General features: G+C 71.1%; 12 protein-coding genes. 8 read left to right on the top strand and 4 right to left on the bottom strand.

The genetic code is table 11. From position 1 onward, the window contains the following. The first annotated feature begins 78 nt into the window (after positions 1-78). Positions 79-1,986, top strand: a complete 1,908-nt coding sequence (locus AB0F29_RS21625) for an ATP-binding SpoIIE family protein phosphatase (RefSeq protein WP_361874303.1) — start codon at positions 79-81, stop codon at positions 1,984-1,986. Between the two features lie 88 nt (positions 1,987-2,074). Here the strand turns inward: AB0F29_RS21625 and AB0F29_RS21620 are convergent, their stop codons facing one another. Then, entirely contained in the window at positions 2,075-4,309 is a 2,235-nt protein-coding gene (locus tag AB0F29_RS21620) for a transglycosylase domain-containing protein (RefSeq protein WP_361874301.1), read from the bottom strand. Positions 4,310-4,548: 239 nt separating this feature from the next. Between AB0F29_RS21620 and AB0F29_RS21615 the strand changes: the two genes are divergently transcribed. From AB0F29_RS21615 to AB0F29_RS21595, 5 genes are all read left to right on the top strand, one after another. Continuing rightward, positions 4,549-5,520 (top strand): SPFH domain-containing protein, encoded by a 972-nt coding sequence (locus AB0F29_RS21615; protein ID WP_361874299.1) that lies wholly within the window; start codon positions 4,549-4,551, stop codon positions 5,518-5,520. Continuing rightward, positions 5,517-5,801, top strand: a complete 285-nt coding sequence (locus AB0F29_RS21610; protein ID WP_361874297.1) for a hypothetical protein — start codon at positions 5,517-5,519, stop codon at positions 5,799-5,801. Before AB0F29_RS21615 ends, AB0F29_RS21610 begins: the two co-directional genes overlap by 4 nt. A gap of 166 nt (positions 5,802-5,967) precedes the next feature. Beyond that, positions 5,968-6,492: a PadR family transcriptional regulator gene (locus tag AB0F29_RS21605; protein WP_018956160.1), complete on the top strand. Its 525-nt coding sequence runs from the start codon at positions 5,968-5,970 to the stop codon at positions 6,490-6,492. Continuing rightward, a complete protein-coding gene (locus tag AB0F29_RS21600; protein WP_018956159.1) occupies positions 6,489-7,175 on the top strand; it encodes an ABC transporter ATP-binding protein in 687 nt (228 codons plus the stop codon). Before AB0F29_RS21605 ends, AB0F29_RS21600 begins: the two co-directional genes overlap by 4 nt. After that, positions 7,172-9,559, top strand: a complete 2,388-nt coding sequence (locus AB0F29_RS21595; protein WP_361874294.1) for an FtsX-like permease family protein — start codon at positions 7,172-7,174, stop codon at positions 9,557-9,559. The genes AB0F29_RS21600 and AB0F29_RS21595 overlap by 4 nt, the downstream gene beginning before the upstream one ends. Before the next feature lie 63 nt (positions 9,560-9,622). Here the strand turns inward: AB0F29_RS21595 and AB0F29_RS21590 are convergent, their stop codons facing one another. Next, a complete protein-coding gene (locus tag AB0F29_RS21590; RefSeq protein WP_361874292.1) occupies positions 9,623-10,624 on the bottom strand; it encodes a LysR substrate-binding domain-containing protein in 1,002 nt (333 codons plus the stop codon). 133 nt (positions 10,625-10,757) lie between these two features. Between AB0F29_RS21590 and AB0F29_RS21585 the strand changes: the two genes are divergently transcribed. Together AB0F29_RS21585 and AB0F29_RS21580 are read left to right on the top strand one after the other, a co-directional pair. After that, positions 10,758-11,312 carry a peroxiredoxin gene (locus AB0F29_RS21585; protein ID WP_007452441.1) on the top strand — a complete coding sequence of 185 codons (555 nt, stop codon included), beginning with the start codon at positions 10,758-10,760 and terminating at the stop codon, positions 11,310-11,312. Between the two features lie 12 nt (positions 11,313-11,324). After that, entirely contained in the window at positions 11,325-11,858 is a 534-nt protein-coding gene (locus tag AB0F29_RS21580; protein ID WP_030561341.1) for an alkyl hydroperoxide reductase, read from the top strand. A 76-nt stretch (positions 11,859-11,934) separates the two neighbouring features. Here the strand turns inward: AB0F29_RS21580 and AB0F29_RS21575 are convergent, their stop codons facing one another. Both AB0F29_RS21575 and AB0F29_RS21570 read right to left on the bottom strand, forming a co-directional pair. Beyond that, positions 11,935-13,329 carry an AI-2E family transporter gene (locus AB0F29_RS21575; RefSeq protein ID WP_361874290.1) on the bottom strand — a complete coding sequence of 465 codons (1,395 nt, stop codon included), beginning with the start codon at positions 13,327-13,329 and terminating at the stop codon, positions 11,935-11,937. 167 nt (positions 13,330-13,496) lie between these two features. Next, positions 13,497-14,222 (bottom strand): transglycosylase SLT domain-containing protein, encoded by a 726-nt coding sequence (locus AB0F29_RS21570; RefSeq protein WP_361874288.1) that lies wholly within the window; start codon positions 14,220-14,222, stop codon positions 13,497-13,499. Positions 14,223-14,591: the final 369 nt, after the last annotated feature.

Here is a 14,591-nt window from a genome sequence, read left to right as displayed (position 1 = left end):
CCGCGCTTGCCGGGGCACAGTAGCGCCCCACGAGGTGACTGCCTCATACAACCGGCCCGGACGGACGGAATCCCACGCGTGACGGAGCACCCCACCTCCCACGAAGGCCGGCAGCCTCTGGCGGCCCGGCAGCAGGAGCGCACCCGGCCCCGGCAGCAGGACGCCGCGGCCGCGGCCGCCGCCGCGGCGGTCCCGGCTCCGGCCGCCGCGCCGAACCCGGGTCCAGGAGCGGCCGCCGTCTCCGAGGCGCAGGCGGCCACCCGCCGCGAGGGCGACCGGCTGCGCTTCGTCGGCGCGGCGACCCGGCGGATCGCCCGGGGCATAGATCTGGACGAGATCGTCCTCGGGCTGTGCCGGGCCAGCGTGCCGACGTTCTCCGACGCGATCCTCGTCTATCTGCGCGACCCGCTCCCGGTGGGCGACGAGCGCCCGGTGAGCCCGTTCGTCCTGCGGCTGCGCCGCAGCGACCGGCTGCGCGTCAGCGGTGAGGAGGGCGGCGAGACGTCCGGCTCCGAGACCGAGCGGCTGCGACCGCTGATCCTCGACCCGCAGGCCGACCTGATGCCCGCCGCCGAGCTGTGCGAGGTGCGGGCGGGCGGTGCGCTGGCCGAGGTGCTGCGCGGGGTGCGGCCGGTCTTCGGCGACTCCGCGGCGGCCCGGGCCGCCCTGCCGGAGCTGCTCGGCCCCGGCCGGTCCGTCCCCACCGGGCACCGGGCGATCCTCGCCCCGCTGCGCGGCCGGCGCCGGGTCATCGGGGCCGCGGTGTTCGTGCGCGGCACCGAGCGCACCCCGTTCGAGGCCAGCGATCTGCTGGTCGCGGCGCAGTTGGCGACGCACACCGCGCTCGGCATCGACAAGGCCGTGCTGTACGGGCGCGAGGCCTACATCGCCGACGAGCTGCAGCGCACGATGCTGCCCGACTCGCTCCCCCAGCCCACCGGCGTCCGGCTCGCCTCGCGCTACCTCCCGGCGGCCGAGACGGCCCGGGTCGGCGGCGACTGGTACGACGCGATCCCGCTGCCCGGCAGCCGGGTCGCGCTGGTCGTCGGCGATGTGATGGGCCACTCCATGACGTCGGCGGCGATCATGGGCCAGCTCCGGACGACGGCGCAGACCCTGGCGCAGCTCGACCTGCCGCCGCAGGAGGTCCTGCACCACCTGGACGAGCAGGCGCAGCGCCTGGGCAGCGACCGGATGGCGACCTGCCTGTACGCGGTCTACGATCCGGTCGCGCACCGGATCACCATCGCCAACGCCGGACACCCGCCGCCCGTGCTGCTGCACCTGGGCGGGCGGGCCGAGGTGCTGGTGGTGCCGCCGGGCGCCCCGATCGGGGTGGGCGGCGTCGACTTCGAGGCCGTCGAGCTGGACGCCCCGGCCGGCGCTACGCTGCTCCTCTACACCGACGGTCTGGTGGAGTCGCGGCTGCGGGACGTGTGGACGGGCATCGAGCAGCTGCGGGAGCGCCTCGCGGCGACCGCGCAGCTCACCGGGGCGGACCACTCGCCGCCGCTGGAGGCCCTCTGCGACGATGTGCTGGACATGCTCGGCCCGGGTGACCGGGACGACGACATCGCGCTGCTCGCCGCCCGCTTCGACGGGATCGCGCCGAGCGACGTGGCGTACTGGTACCTGGAGCCGGAGGACGCGGCTCCGGGCCGGGCCCGCAGGCTGGCCCGGCGGGCGCTGAGTCGCTGGGGTCTTGACGACCTGGCCGACGAGGTGGAGCTGCTGGTCAGCGAGGTCGTCACCAACGCGGTGCGCTATGCGGAGCGTCCGGTGACGCTGCGGCTGCTGCGGACCGATGTCCTGCGCTGCGAGGTCGGCGACGACTCGCCGCAGCTGCCCCGGCAGCGCCGGGCGCGGGAGACGGACGAGGGCGGACGCGGGCTGTTCCTGGTCAACCGGCTGGCCCGGCGGTGGGGGGCGACGCGTCTCTCGACGGGCAAGGTCGTCTGGTTCGAGATGGCGACCCGGGCCCCATAGCCGCCTCCGCCGCGAGTCGGCCGACGATATGCGTGTGGGGCGGGCCCGGAGGCCCGCCCCACACGCATGACGTCATACCGTCAGTGGCTCACTCTCCGAGCAGTCCGTTGCCGCCCGGCCGTTCGCCCGGCTGTCCGTCGTCCTCGCCGGGCTGGGGCGGGATCTCCGGGGTCGTGGGGGGCGTGGTGCTGGGCGTGGTGCTGGGCGGGGGCGGCGGCGTCGACGACGGGGTGTCGCTGGGCGTCCCGCTGGGCGTCTCCTCGGAGGGCGTGTCCGACGGGGTCGGGTCCTCGGACGGGGTGGGGTCCTCGGAGGGGGTGTCGGACGGCGTCGGCGGGGCGGGCACCTCGCCGCGCTCCACGTCCTGGAGGTCGAACGTCTTGCCGGACCCGCCGCCGAGGGCGCCGAGGGTGTAGTCGGCCCAGATCCTGGCCGGGAAGCCGCTGCCGCTGGCGCGGCCGGAGTTGGCCGTACCGGTCAGGGAGACCTGCTTGCGGCCGCCGTCACCCTCGCCGAAGAGGGCCACGACCGTGCTCAGCTCCGGGGTGTACCCGGCGAACCAGGCCGACTTGTTGTCCTCGGAGGTGCCGGTCTTGGCCGCCGCGTCGTAGGCGGGGCTGTTGGCCGCTCCCCCGGAACCGGCGTCGACGACCCCGGCGAGCCCCTTGGTCACGGTGTCGGCCGAGGCGCGGCTGATGGCCTGCTCCCGCTTGGGCTTCTCGGCGTTCACCGTGCGGTCGCGGTGCTCGGCGGACTGGAGGATGTGCGGGGTGACCTTCCGGCCGTGGTTGTCGAGCGTGGCGTACACGCCGGCCATGTCCCAGGTGGAGGCGTTCATGGTGCCGAGGGTGACGGCGGGGCGCTCGGGGAAGTTCTTGTCCGGTACGCCGAGGGCGAGCGCGGTCTCCTTCACGGCGGCGGGCGTCACGTCGACGATCATCTGCGCGAAGACGGAGTTGACCGAGCTGTTCAAGGCCTTCTGGACGGAGACCGGACCGTAACTGCGGTCGTCCTGGTTCTGCGGGGCGAACGGGGTGTCGCTGCCGACGACGGGCCGCTTGCTGGTGCCGTCGTACATCGTGTTGAGCCCGATCAGGCTGCCGTCCTGCGTCTTCGACTCGTTCTCCAGGGCGGAGGCGAGCACCAGCGGCTTGAAGGTGGAGGCGGGCTGGTAGTCCTGGCGGGTGGCGTTGCTGATGTAGTGCTTGATGTAGTCCTCGCCGCCGTACAGGGCGACGACCTTGCCGGTCTTCGGGTCGACGGAGGTGGCGCCGGCCTGGACGGTGGCGTCGACCTTGTTGCCCTCGCGGTCGAGCTTGGACTCCAGTTGGTCGTCCACCGCCTTCTCCAGGGCCTTCTGGCGCTTCTTGTCGACGGTGAGGGTGAAGGTCCAGCCGCCGGCGTCGCGGTCCGCGGCGGAGACGCCCTGCTTCTCCAGCTCCTTGTTGGCGGCCTCGACGAGGTAGCCGGCCTGTCCTTCCATGCCCTGGGCGGGCTTGGGCTTCTGAGGGACGGGGAACTCCAGGCCGGCCCTCTCGGACTCGGTCAGCCACTTCATCTCGACCATGTTGCGCAGGGTGTAGGCCCAGCGCTCCTTGACCAGCTTCTTGCCGGTGTCGGTGGCGGAGTTCCAGTCGTACTGGCTGGGGGCCTGGAGGACGGAGGCGAGGTAGGCGCCCTGGGAGGCGTCCAGGTCCTTGGCGTCGATGCCGTAGTACGCCTGGGCGGCGGCCTGGATGCCGCTGGCACCGCGTCCGTAGTAGGCGGTGTTGATGTACCCGGCGAGGATCTCGTCCTTGGACTTCTCCTGGTCGATCTTGAGCGAGATCACCAGTTCCTTGAGCTTGCGGCTCACGGTGGGGTCCTGCGTCAGGTAGAAGTTCTTGACGTACTGCTGGGTGATGGTCGAGCCACCCTGCTTGCCCTTGCCGCTGACGGTGTTGAGGAGGGCGCGGGTGGTGCCCTTGAGGTCGACGCCCTCGTCGTCGTAGAACGTCTTGTTCTCGGCGGCGACGAAGGCGTGCTGGACCTTCTTGGGCACCTGGTCCAGGTCGACGATCTGGCGGTTGACGCCCTTGCCGGTCCGGGCGAGGACCGTGCCGTCGCTGTACTTGTAGACGTTGCTCTGCCGCTCCGCCATGGCGTTGGCCGCGGGGATGTCGACGTACACGTAGAGCGCCCCGAAGGCTCCCATGCCCAGCAGGACGATCCCGAAGAACGCGCCCAGCAGCTTCTTCCACGTGAAGAGTCTGCGTATGCCGCCGCTCTTCGGGGCCCGGCGCGACTCCCGCGCCTGGGCTCGTCGCGCATCCGCTCGACCCATTGGTGTGTTGCTCCCGCTTCTCTGCTCGACCGGCTCGCTCGGTTTCCTCAGTTCACTCAGACCTGCCAGCTAACACCGCCGACGGGGACAAAAGACAAGCGATCCGGTCTTTTACGGACGTGAGAATCAGCACCCGTTCCCTAGGAACCGACTCCCCAGAGGTGGACAAGGTTGCGAGAACCATTAATGTGTAATCACATTGATAGCGCGGCACGAGACCGCGCCGGACGGGGGATCCCATGACGGCACAGCACGACAAGCAGCACCCGGGCGCACCGGCCGACGACCTCGCGATCGACGCCCCCGACATGCCCGCACCCCAGGTCAGGGAGGTCACCGCACACTCCATCCCGGGCGGCGTCGGTCTGCTCCTGACCGTCGTCGGGGTGTTCGCGGGAGTCGGCCTCGCCATCGTCGGCGGGGTGATCGGGGCCGGCGGGAACAACGCGGTCGGCGTCCCGCTCTTCATCTTCGGGGTGCTCCTGGTGATCGCCTCGTTCTTCTGCATGAGCGGTGTGAAGATGGTCGCTCCGGGCGAGGCCCGGGTGATCCAGCTCTTCGGCCGGTACGTCGGCACCATCCGCGCCGACGGGCTCCGCTGGATCAACCCGCTGACCTCCAGCCGCAAGATCTCCACCCGCGTCCGCAACCACGAGACCGCCGTCCTCAAGGTCAACGACGCCTACGGCAACCCGATCGAGCTGGCCGCGATCGTCGTGTGGAAGGTCGAGGACACCGCCCAGGCGCTCTTCGAGGTCGACGACTTCCTGGAGTTCGTCGCCACCCAGACCGAGGCGGCGGTGCGGCACATCGCCATCGAGTACCCGTACGACGCCCACGAGGAGGACGGCCTCTCGCTGCGGGGCAACGCGGAGGAGATCACCGAGAAGCTGGCCGTCGAGCTGACCGCCCGGGTGAAGGCCGCGGGCGTCCTGATCATCGAGTCGCGCTTCAGCCACCTCGCGTACGCCCCCGAGATCGCCTCCGCCATGCTCCAGCGGCAGCAGGCCGGCGCGGTCGTCGCGGCCCGCCAGCAGATCGTCGAGGGCGCGGTGGGCATGGTCGAGATGGCCCTGGCCCGGATCGCCGAGCAGGACATCGTGGAGCTGGACTCCGAGCGGAAGGCCGCCATGGTCAGCAATCTGATGGTGGTGCTGTGCGGTGACCGCGCGGCCCAGCCGGTCCTCAACACGGGCTCCCTCTACCAGTGACCGACCAGACGCCTCCCCGGCGGACACCGGCGTCCCGGTCGCGGCAGCGCAAGCAGATGCTGCTGCGGCTGGACCCCGCGGTGCACGACGCACTCGCCCGCTGGGCCTCCGACGAACTGCGCAGCGCCAACGCGCAGATCGAGTTCCTGCTGCGGCGGGCGCTCGCGGAGGCGGGCCGGCTGCCGGGGGCGGCGCGGCCGATCGCCCGCCGGGGGCGGCCGCCCAAACAGCCGCCGGAGGGACCGGAGACCCCGCCGGAGCCCGGGGTGAGCACACCGTAGCCCCGGGACGAGCACGCCGCAGTCGGGGGCGAGCACGCCGCAGCCCCGCCCGGAGCGACCGCCCAGGGCACCCCGTAACACCGCGACCCCGGCCCACCCCAAGGGCCGGGGTCGCTTTCCGGACGCGTATACACCGTAGGTATACACACCGTGTACAGTTCCGCTCATGTCTATCGGTCACACCCTCCTCGGGCTCCTGGAGTCCGGCCCCCGACACGGCTACGACCTGAAGCGGACCTTCGACGAGAAGTTCGGCCAGGACCGCCCGCTCCACTACGGCCAGGTCTATTCGACGATGTCCCGGCTCCTGAAGAACGGACTCGTCGAGGTCGACGGCGTCGAGAGCGAAGGAGGCCCCGAGCGCAAGCGGTACGCCATCACCGACGCCGGGATCACCGATGTCTCGCACTGGCTGGCCCAGCCGGAGAAGCCGGAGCCCTACCTCCAGTCGACGCTCTACACCAAGGTCGTCCTGGCGCTCCTGACCGGCCGCAGCGCGGCCGATCTGCTGGACACCCAGCGCTCGGCGCACCTGCGGATGATGCGCGTCCTCACCGACCGCAAACGCAAGGGCGACCTCGCCGACCAGTTGATCTGCGACCACGCCCTGTTCCACCTGGAAGCCGATCTGCGCTGGCTGGAACTGACCTCTGCCCGTCTCGACCAGCTCGCCAAGGTGGTGGCTCCGTGATTCCCGAAGGCTCCCTGCTCGCCGCGCACGATCTGCGCAAGACCTACGGTTCGACGCCCGCCCTGGACGGGGCGTCGTTCTCCGTGCATCCCGGCGAGGTCGTCGCCGTGATGGGCCCCTCCGGCTCCGGCAAGTCGACCCTGCTGCACTGCCTGGCCGGGATCATCACGCCCGACTCCGGCACCATCACCTACGCGGGCCGCGAGCTGTCCGCGATGTCGGACGCCGAGCGCAGCGCCCTGCGGCGCAGCGACTTCGGCTTCGTCTTCCAGTTCGGCCAGCTCGTCCCGGAGCTGACGTGTGTGGAGAACGTCGCCCTGCCGCTGCGGCTGAACGGCGTCAGGCGCAAGGCCGCCGAGCGCACCGCCCTGGAGTGGATGGAGCGCCTGGAGGTCGACGACCTCGGTGCCAAGCGTCCCGGCGAGGTCTCCGGCGGACAGGGCCAGCGGGTCGCCGTGGCCCGTGCGCTGGCCGCGTCACCGAAGGTGATCTTCGCCGACGAGCCGACCGGTGCGCTGGACTCCCTCAACGGCGAGCGGGTGATGGAGCTGCTCACGGAGGCCGCCCGCTCCGCCAACGTCGCCGTGGTCCTGGTGACCCACGAGGCCCGCGTCGCCGCCTACTCGGACCGTGACATCACCGTGCGCGACGGCCGGGCCCGCGACATGGAGCACGCCGTATGACCCTGCTCGAAGAAAGGCGGCCCGTGGCGCCACCGCGTCCGGCAGCGCCCTCGCGGGGTGCGGTGACCCTCCGCGACCTCGGCCTCGGCATCCGGTTCGCCGCCGCCGGGGGCCGCGAGGGCTGGATCCGTACGCTGCTGACCGCCGTCGGCGTCGGCCTCGGCGTCGCCCTCCTGCTGCTCGCCTCCTCCGTACCGCATCTGCTCGACGAGCGGAACGCGCGCGAGCAGGCCCGCAGCGAGGCCCGGATCTCCGACTCGCCCGACGCGAACGCCAAGAAGTCGGACAGCTCGGTGCTGCGGGTCAACACGACCACCGAGTACCACGACCGGACCGTCGAGGGCTATCTGATGCGCCCCGACGGCTCGAAGCCCGTCCTGCCGCCGGGCATCGACCGCTTCCCCGCGCCGGACACGATGGTCGTCTCCCCCGCCCTGCGGGAGCTGCTCGACGATCCCGGCAACGAGCTGCTGCGGGAGCGGCTCCCGTACGAGATCACCGGCACGATCGGCGATGCCGGGCTGCGCTCCCCCGGTGAACTCCTCTACTACGCGGGCAGCGACACCCTGACGCCGGCCAACGGCGGCCACCGGATCGCCGCGTACGGCGACGACCGCCAGGGCGACCCCCTCCCGCCCCTGCTGATCGTGCTCGTCATCATGGTCTGCGTCGTGCTGCTGGCCCCGGTCGCGATCTTCATCGCCACCGCCGTGCGCTTCGGCGGCGACCGGCGCGACCGGCGGCTGGCCGCCCTGCGCCTGGTCGGCGCGGACATCCGGACGACCCGGCGGATCGCCGCCGGGGAGGCGCTGTTCGGCGCGCTGCTCGGGCTGCTGTTCGGCCTGGCGTTCTTCCTGGTGGGCCGGCAGTTCGTCGGCGCGGTGGAGATCTGGGACGTCAGCGCGTTCCCGGCCGACCTGGCGCCGGACCTCCGGCTGGCGTCGCTGATCTCGGTGGCCGTGCCGCTGACGGCCGTCCTCGTCACCCTGGTGGCGATGCGGTCCGTGGTGATCGAGCCGCTCGGCGTCGTGCGCCGGGGTCGCGACCGGGGACGCCGTCTGTGGTGGCGGCTGCCGGTGCCGCTGGCGGGTCTCGTGGTGCTCGCGCTCTGGGGCCGGGTCGAGGAGTACGCCCCGGTGAACCCGTTCCCGATCACCGCGGGCGCCGTGCTGGTGCTGTTCGGGCTGGCCCTGCTGCTGCCCTGGCTGGTCGAGGCCTGTGTGAACCGGCTGCGCGGCGGCCCGGTGCCCTGGCAGCTCGCCACCCGCAGGCTCCAGTTGAGCAGCGGGGCCGCGTCCCGCGCGGTCAGCGGGGTCACCGTCGCGGTGGCGGGAGCGATCGCCCTGCAGATGCTGTTCGCCTCGATGAACGCCGACTTCAACCGGATGACGGGCCAGGACCCGACGCGGGCCCAGTTCGCGGGGTACTCCGAGGACGTCACCGGCGAGGGGGCCACCTCGGCCATCGAGCAGTTCCGCGCGACCAAGGGCGTGGAGGTGGTCATCGGCTCGGTGGAGGCGTACGCGTCCAAGCCCGGCGACTACGCGGAGGACGACGTCCAGCCCACCACCTCGCTGACCGTCGGCACCTGCGAGACCCTGCGCGAGCTGGCCCGGATCGGCGCCTGCGAGGACGGCGACACCTTCGTCGTCCACCCGAAGGGCGACAAGGACATGACCGCGTGGGTCGACGAGACCGCACGCAAGGGCGAGGTGGTCGAGATCGGCTCCGGGAAGAAGCCGATGCGGTGGACGCTGCCCGCCGACTCCCGGACCGTGACGGGCCGCACCGACCCGATGGGCGACCCCCACTGGGGAATCATGGCCACCATCGGCGCGGTCGACGCGGGCAAGCTGCCCGACGCGACGATCACCACCCAGATCCGGGTCGACCGGAGCGTGCCGGACGTCGCCGAGCACGTACGCAACACGGCGGCCAGGATCGATCCCGGAATGCGCTTCGTCACGATCCAGTCGGTGGAACGCGACCGCCAGTACGCCAGCATCCAGACCGGGCTCCAGGTGGGCGCGAGCGCGGTGCTGCTGCTGATCGCCCTGTCCATGCTGGTCTCCCAGCTGGAGCAGTTGCGTGAGCGCAGGCGGCTGCTGTCGGTGCTGGTGGCCTTCGGCACCCGGCGCTCCACGCTCGGCTGGTCGGTGCTGTGGCAGACCGCCGTGCCGGTGGTGCTCGGTCTGGCGGTCGCGGTCGCGGGCGGCCTGGGCCTCGGGGCGATGCTCGTGCACCTGATCGAGAAGGAGGTCTCCGACTGGTGGCTGTTCCTGCCGATGGCGGGGGTCGGGGGCGCGCTGATCCTGCTGGTCACCCTGTTGTCGCTGCCGCCGCTGTGGCGCATGATGCGCCCGGACGGACTGCGCACCGAGTGACACCCGTCTGATCCGCGTACGGCCGGGGTTCCTGGAGACAGGGCCCCGGCCGTCCGTGCGCTCTCAAGACGTGCGCTCTCCCGTGTCTTCCGCCACCAGCCGCACCGGCAGGGGCTCCATCGCCTCGCGCAGGGCGGCGGCGAACTCCTCGAACTCGCCGCCCCGAGCCGACCCGGTCCGCATCGCCAGCGCCACCCGCCGGGTGGGTGCCGGGTCCGCGAAGTACCCGGTGGCCAGGGCCTCGTTGCGGCCGGTCTCCACCGTCACCGCGGTCCGCGGCAGCAGCGTCACCCCGAGCCCGCCGGCCACCAGCTGGACCAGGGTGGAGAGCCCGGCGGCGGTCGTGGTCACCGGTGCGCCCTGGGTGCGGCCCGCCTCACGGCAGATGTCCAGGGCCTGGTCGCGCAGGCAGTGCCCCTCGTCCAGGAGCAGCAGCGGCAGTTCGCGCAGCGCGTCGCGCGGGATGTCCGCCCGGCCGCCGAGCCAGTGGTCCTGCTCCATGACCAGCACGAAGTCCTCGTCGAACAGCGGGATCTCGGTGACTCCCGGCACCCCGAGCGGCACGGCGAGCAGCAGCAGGTCCAGCCGCCCGGCGGCGAGACCCTCCAGCAGTGAGGAGGTCTGTTCCTCGTGGACCTGGAGGTCGAGGTCCACGTAACGCTCGTGGACGAGGCGGAGCACGGTGGGCAGCAGATACGGGGCGACGGTCGGGATCACGCCGAGCCGGAGCACTCCGGTGAACGGGGCCCGGACCGCCTCCGCCTCCTCCATCAGCGCGGCGACGGCCTCCAGCACCGCTCCGGCCCGCACCGCGAGCCGCTCTCCCGCGGGCGAGAGCAGCACCTTGCGCGTCGTACGCTCGATGAGCTGGACACCCAGTGCCTCCTCCAGGGTGGACACCGCTCCGGAGAGTGCGGGCTGACTCATCCCGATTGCTGCCGCCGCGTCCCGGAAGTGCAGATGCTCCGCCACCGCCGTGAAGGCACGCAGCTGCGACAGGCTGGGCTGCTTGGCGGCCGACTTACCGGACTGCTTGGGGCGTATGCCCTGATTACCCTGACCCACTGATAGGCACCTCCGATCATCTCGACCGAGTGTAGCTATTTCCGCGATCAATGCACTCTGTGTCAAGGTGGAGTTCGTCCAACCCTCAGGAACGCCCCCAAAAGGGGAATTCCAGACGTTGCAAGGAGAGCGCGTGCTCACTGTCGGTGACAAGTTCCCCGAGTTCGACCTGACTGCTTGTGTTTCGCTGGAGAGCGGCAAGGAGTTCGAGCAGATCAACCACAAGACCTACGAGGGCAAGTGGAAGATCGTCTTCGCGTGGCCGAAGGACTTCACCTTCGTGTGCCCCACCGAGATCGCCGCCTTCGGCAAGCTGAACGAGGAGTTCGCCGACCGCGACGCCCAGGTCCTCGGCTTCTCCGGTGACTCCGAGTTCGTGCACCACGCCTGGCGCAAGGACCACCCGGACCTGACCGACCTGCCCTTCCCGATGCTGGCCGACTCGAAGCACGAGCTCATGCGTGACCTCGGCATCGAGGGCGAGGACGGCTTCGCGCAGCGCGCCGTCTTCATCGTCGACCAGAACAACGAGATCCAGTTCACGATGGTGACCGCCGGTTCCGTGGGCCGTAACCCCAAGGAGGTCCTGCGGGTCCTCGACGCCCTGCAGACCGACGAGCTGTGCCCGTGCAACTGGACCAAGGGCGAGAACACCCTCGACCCGGTCGCGCTCCTCTCGGGCGAGTGAGCTGATACCGACATGGCTCTCGACGAACTGAAGTCCGCCATACCGGACTTCGCCAAGGACCTGAAGCTGAACCTCGGCTCGGTCATCGGCAACAGCGACCTCCCGAAGCAGCAGCTGTGGGGCACCGTGCTGGCCTGCGCGATCGCCTCGCGTTCGCCGAAGGTGCTGCGCGAGCTGGAGCCCGAGGCGAAGGCCAACCTCTCCGCCGAGGCGTACACGGCGGCGAAGTCGGCGGCCGCGATCATGGCGATGAACAACGTCTTCTACCGGACCCGGCACCTGCTGTCGGACCCGGAGTACGGCACGCTCCGCGCGGGCCTGCGGATGAACGTCATCGGCAACCCGGGCGTGGAGAAGGTCGACTTCGAGCTGTGGTCGCTCGCCGTCTCCGCGATCAACGGCTGCGGCCAGTGCCTGGACTCCCACGAGCAGGTGCTGCGCAAGGCCGGCGTGGACCGTGAGACCATTCAGGAAGCCGTCAAGGTCGCTTCGGTGATCCAGGCGGTCGGTGTGACCCTCGACGCCGAGGCCGTACTCGCCGAGTAGTGACACCGCACCACCCCTGATACGAGAAGAGCCCCGAGGACGACCGACCGTCCCCGGGGCTCTTCTTTGCGTCTCCCTACTCCTGCGGAGGCTTGTTCTCCTGCGGAGGCTTGTTCTCCCGAGCGGGTCCGTCCGGCGCTTCCTGCGGCCCCGGGGACGCGGGCGCGGCGTGCGCCGGGCTCATCGACAGGGCGGTGGCCCCGTGGTGGCCGCCCCGCTCGCCCGGTTCCCCGTACGAACGCAGATAGCCGACCACCGTGTTGACCACGGCGACCAGCGGTACGGCGACCACCGCACCGCCGATGCCCGCGACCAGCCCCCCGGTCGCCACCGCGAGGACCACCGCGAGCGGATGCACCCGGACGGCGCGGCCGAGGATGAACGGCTGCAGGATGTGGCCCTCGATCTGCTGCACCGCCAGGACCACCACCAGCGCCCACAGCGCGGTCCACACCCCCTCGGTCACCAGGGCGACGACCACCGCGAGCGCCCCGGAGACCACGGCGCCGACGAGCGGGATGAAGGCGAACAGGAAGATGAAGACGGCCAGGGGCACGGCGAGCGGCACGTTGAGGACGTAGAGGCCGAACCCGATGAAGGTGGCGTCGATCAGGGCGACCAGCACCGTGCCGCGCACATACGCGGTCAGGGTGCGCCAGGCGCGCGGCCCTGCGCCGGCGACCCCGGGGCGGGCCGCGGCGGGCACCAGCCTGAGCGACCACTCCCAGATGCGCCGGCCGTCGTAGAGCAGGAACAGCGTGGAGAACATCGCCAGCAGCAGCCCGGTGAGGAACTCCACCATCACGGTGACGCCCTGGAGCCCGGCGGAGGTGATCTCCTCGGTGTTGGTGCCGATGGTGTCGTTGAGGTTCTTGGCGAGGTCGTTGATCTGCGACTCGGTGACGTGGAAGGGGCTGTCGAGCGCCCAGCGCTTCAACTCGTCGATGCCGTCGCGGACCCGGTCGGAGAGCGTGTCGAGGTTCTCCATCACCTGCCACACCACGAACCAGCCGACCAGCCCGATGACGACGAACCCGAGCACGGCGGTCACGGCGGTGGCGAACCCGTGGGGCAGCCCGAACCGCTTGAGGCGGACCACGGTCGGCTGGAGCATCGCGGTGACGAGCAGCGCGGCGGCGAAGGCCAGCACCACGAGCTGGACCGCGCTGATCACCTGCATCAGCACCCAGAGGGTCCCCGCGAGGACGAGGAGGCGCCAGCCGGCCTCGGCGGCGACCCGCATCCCCCACGGGATCGCCGCCACCGGATCCGGCTTGGCGGCGACCGAGGGGGCGTACGAGGGCGGCGCGGGCACCTGCCCGGCGTCGTCGTCCTCCAGGACGGCGGAGGCTCGCACCGTGAGGGGGTCGTCGTCCTCGGCGGCGGCGCGCGCCCGCCGCTCGTCCAGTCGCGCGCCCAGCTCCGTCAGTTCGGACCCGAAGCGGCCCAGCCAGCCCGGTAGTTTCGACATGCCTGCTTTCCTTCCCCCATCTTCGCCACCCAGCGCTCCGCAGCGTGCCCCCACGCCCACCGGCCCGCCAGAATGCGACCGTACACGCGCGAGGCCCCCCACCGTCCGGACGGTGGGGGGCCTCGCGAGGTTGAGAGGGCGGGTCCGTGGACTTCGCCCGCTCCCCTCTAATACCAGTTGTTGGCCTGCCAGAAGGACCAGGCGCCGCACGGGCTGCCGTAACGGCCGTCCATGTAGCTGAGGCCCCACTTGATCTGGGTGGCCGGGTTGGTCTGCCAGTCGGCGCCGGCGGACGACATCTTGTGACCCGGGAGCGCCTGCATCAGACCGTACGCCCCGGAGGACGGGTTGCTCGCACGGTAGTTCCAGGTCGACTCGTGGTCCACGATGTTGCTGAAGCACTGGAACTGGTCCGCGGGAACCATCTGACGGGCCATCGCCTTGACGTCGGCCACGCTGTAGGAGCCCTGCGAGGAGAACGAGGCGGCGTCGCGGACGGAAGAACGGCTGGCGCGCTCGGCCTCTTCCTTCTTTTCCTTCTCCTTCTTCGCCGCCTCACGCTCGGCCTCGACCCGGTCCTCGGCCGCCTGCTTCTTGGACTTGGCGTCCTTGGCGGCCTGGATGCGAGCCGATTCCTCGGCCGACTTCTTCGCGGCGGCGTCCGCGGCGGAGGCCTGGGCATCGGCCTGCTGCGTCAGCGAAGCGGTCTGGACCTGGGCCTGCTGGCCCGCGGGGATGTCTGCGAGCAGCGTGGTGTCGGCTGCGGCCGCCTCGAAGTTGTTGTTGTCGTCGGCGGCAGGTGTGCCGCCCGCAGCAACGCCTACGACGGCGCCAACGGTGGTGACCGCGGTGGCGGATGCCACGGCGAACCCCCGGACCGAGATCCGGCTCACATGGTGTCCTTCCAGCATCGCCCGCTTAGGTGACCTCGCGGGCGCGTTCGTGCCCCTGACACTGGCCTCCCTACTGCGTGGGTCACGGGAGGCACGGGCCCGATGGGCAACCCCGGTGAGGGGGCTGCCGCGTGGTGCTCGCGGGCGGCATACGGACGTCTCGTGTTGAGTTGTGTGGTGCGTGGCGCCTCTGGAGGTGCCCAAGTGCCGTATGCGGGGCCTGACGGAAGCAAGACTCTGCCGGACGGGAGCGCCGGGAGGCAATTCTGTCTCGCGTGGGAAAGGTCACACCCCGTTTGGCCCTTCGGTTTCTCGGAAATGACGGCGCAGCACAATGCCGCCCGGCTAAGCTCCTTGGCTCGCCGGGCG

It is taken from the genome of Streptomyces sp. NPDC026589 (assembly GCF_040638385.1).
Taxonomy (GTDB): Bacteria; Actinomycetota; Actinomycetes; order Streptomycetales; family Streptomycetaceae; genus Streptomyces.
The sequence above is the reverse complement of the archived record's forward strand: the minus strand, read 5'-3'. Positions and strand labels throughout refer to the sequence as shown.

What these genes read in the sequence shown, in the direction of transcription:
- AB0F29_RS21620 (WP_361874301.1), bottom strand. Translation starts at nt 4,309, where the DNA reads ATGGGTCGAGCGGATGCGCGACGAGCCCAGGCGCGGGAGTCGCGCCGG.
- AB0F29_RS21615 (WP_361874299.1), top strand. Translation starts at nt 4,549, where the DNA reads ATGACGGCACAGCACGACAAGCAGCACCCGGGCGCACCGGCCGACGAC.
- AB0F29_RS21605 (WP_018956160.1), top strand. Translation starts at nt 5,968, where the DNA reads ATGTCTATCGGTCACACCCTCCTCGGGCTCCTGGAGTCCGGCCCCCGA.
- AB0F29_RS21595 (WP_361874294.1), top strand. Translation starts at nt 7,172, where the DNA reads ATGACCCTGCTCGAAGAAAGGCGGCCCGTGGCGCCACCGCGTCCGGCA.
- AB0F29_RS21580 (WP_030561341.1), top strand. Translation starts at nt 11,325, where the DNA reads ATGGCTCTCGACGAACTGAAGTCCGCCATACCGGACTTCGCCAAGGAC.
- AB0F29_RS21575 (WP_361874290.1), bottom strand. Translation starts at nt 13,329, where the DNA reads ATGTCGAAACTACCGGGCTGGCTGGGCCGCTTCGGGTCCGAACTGACG.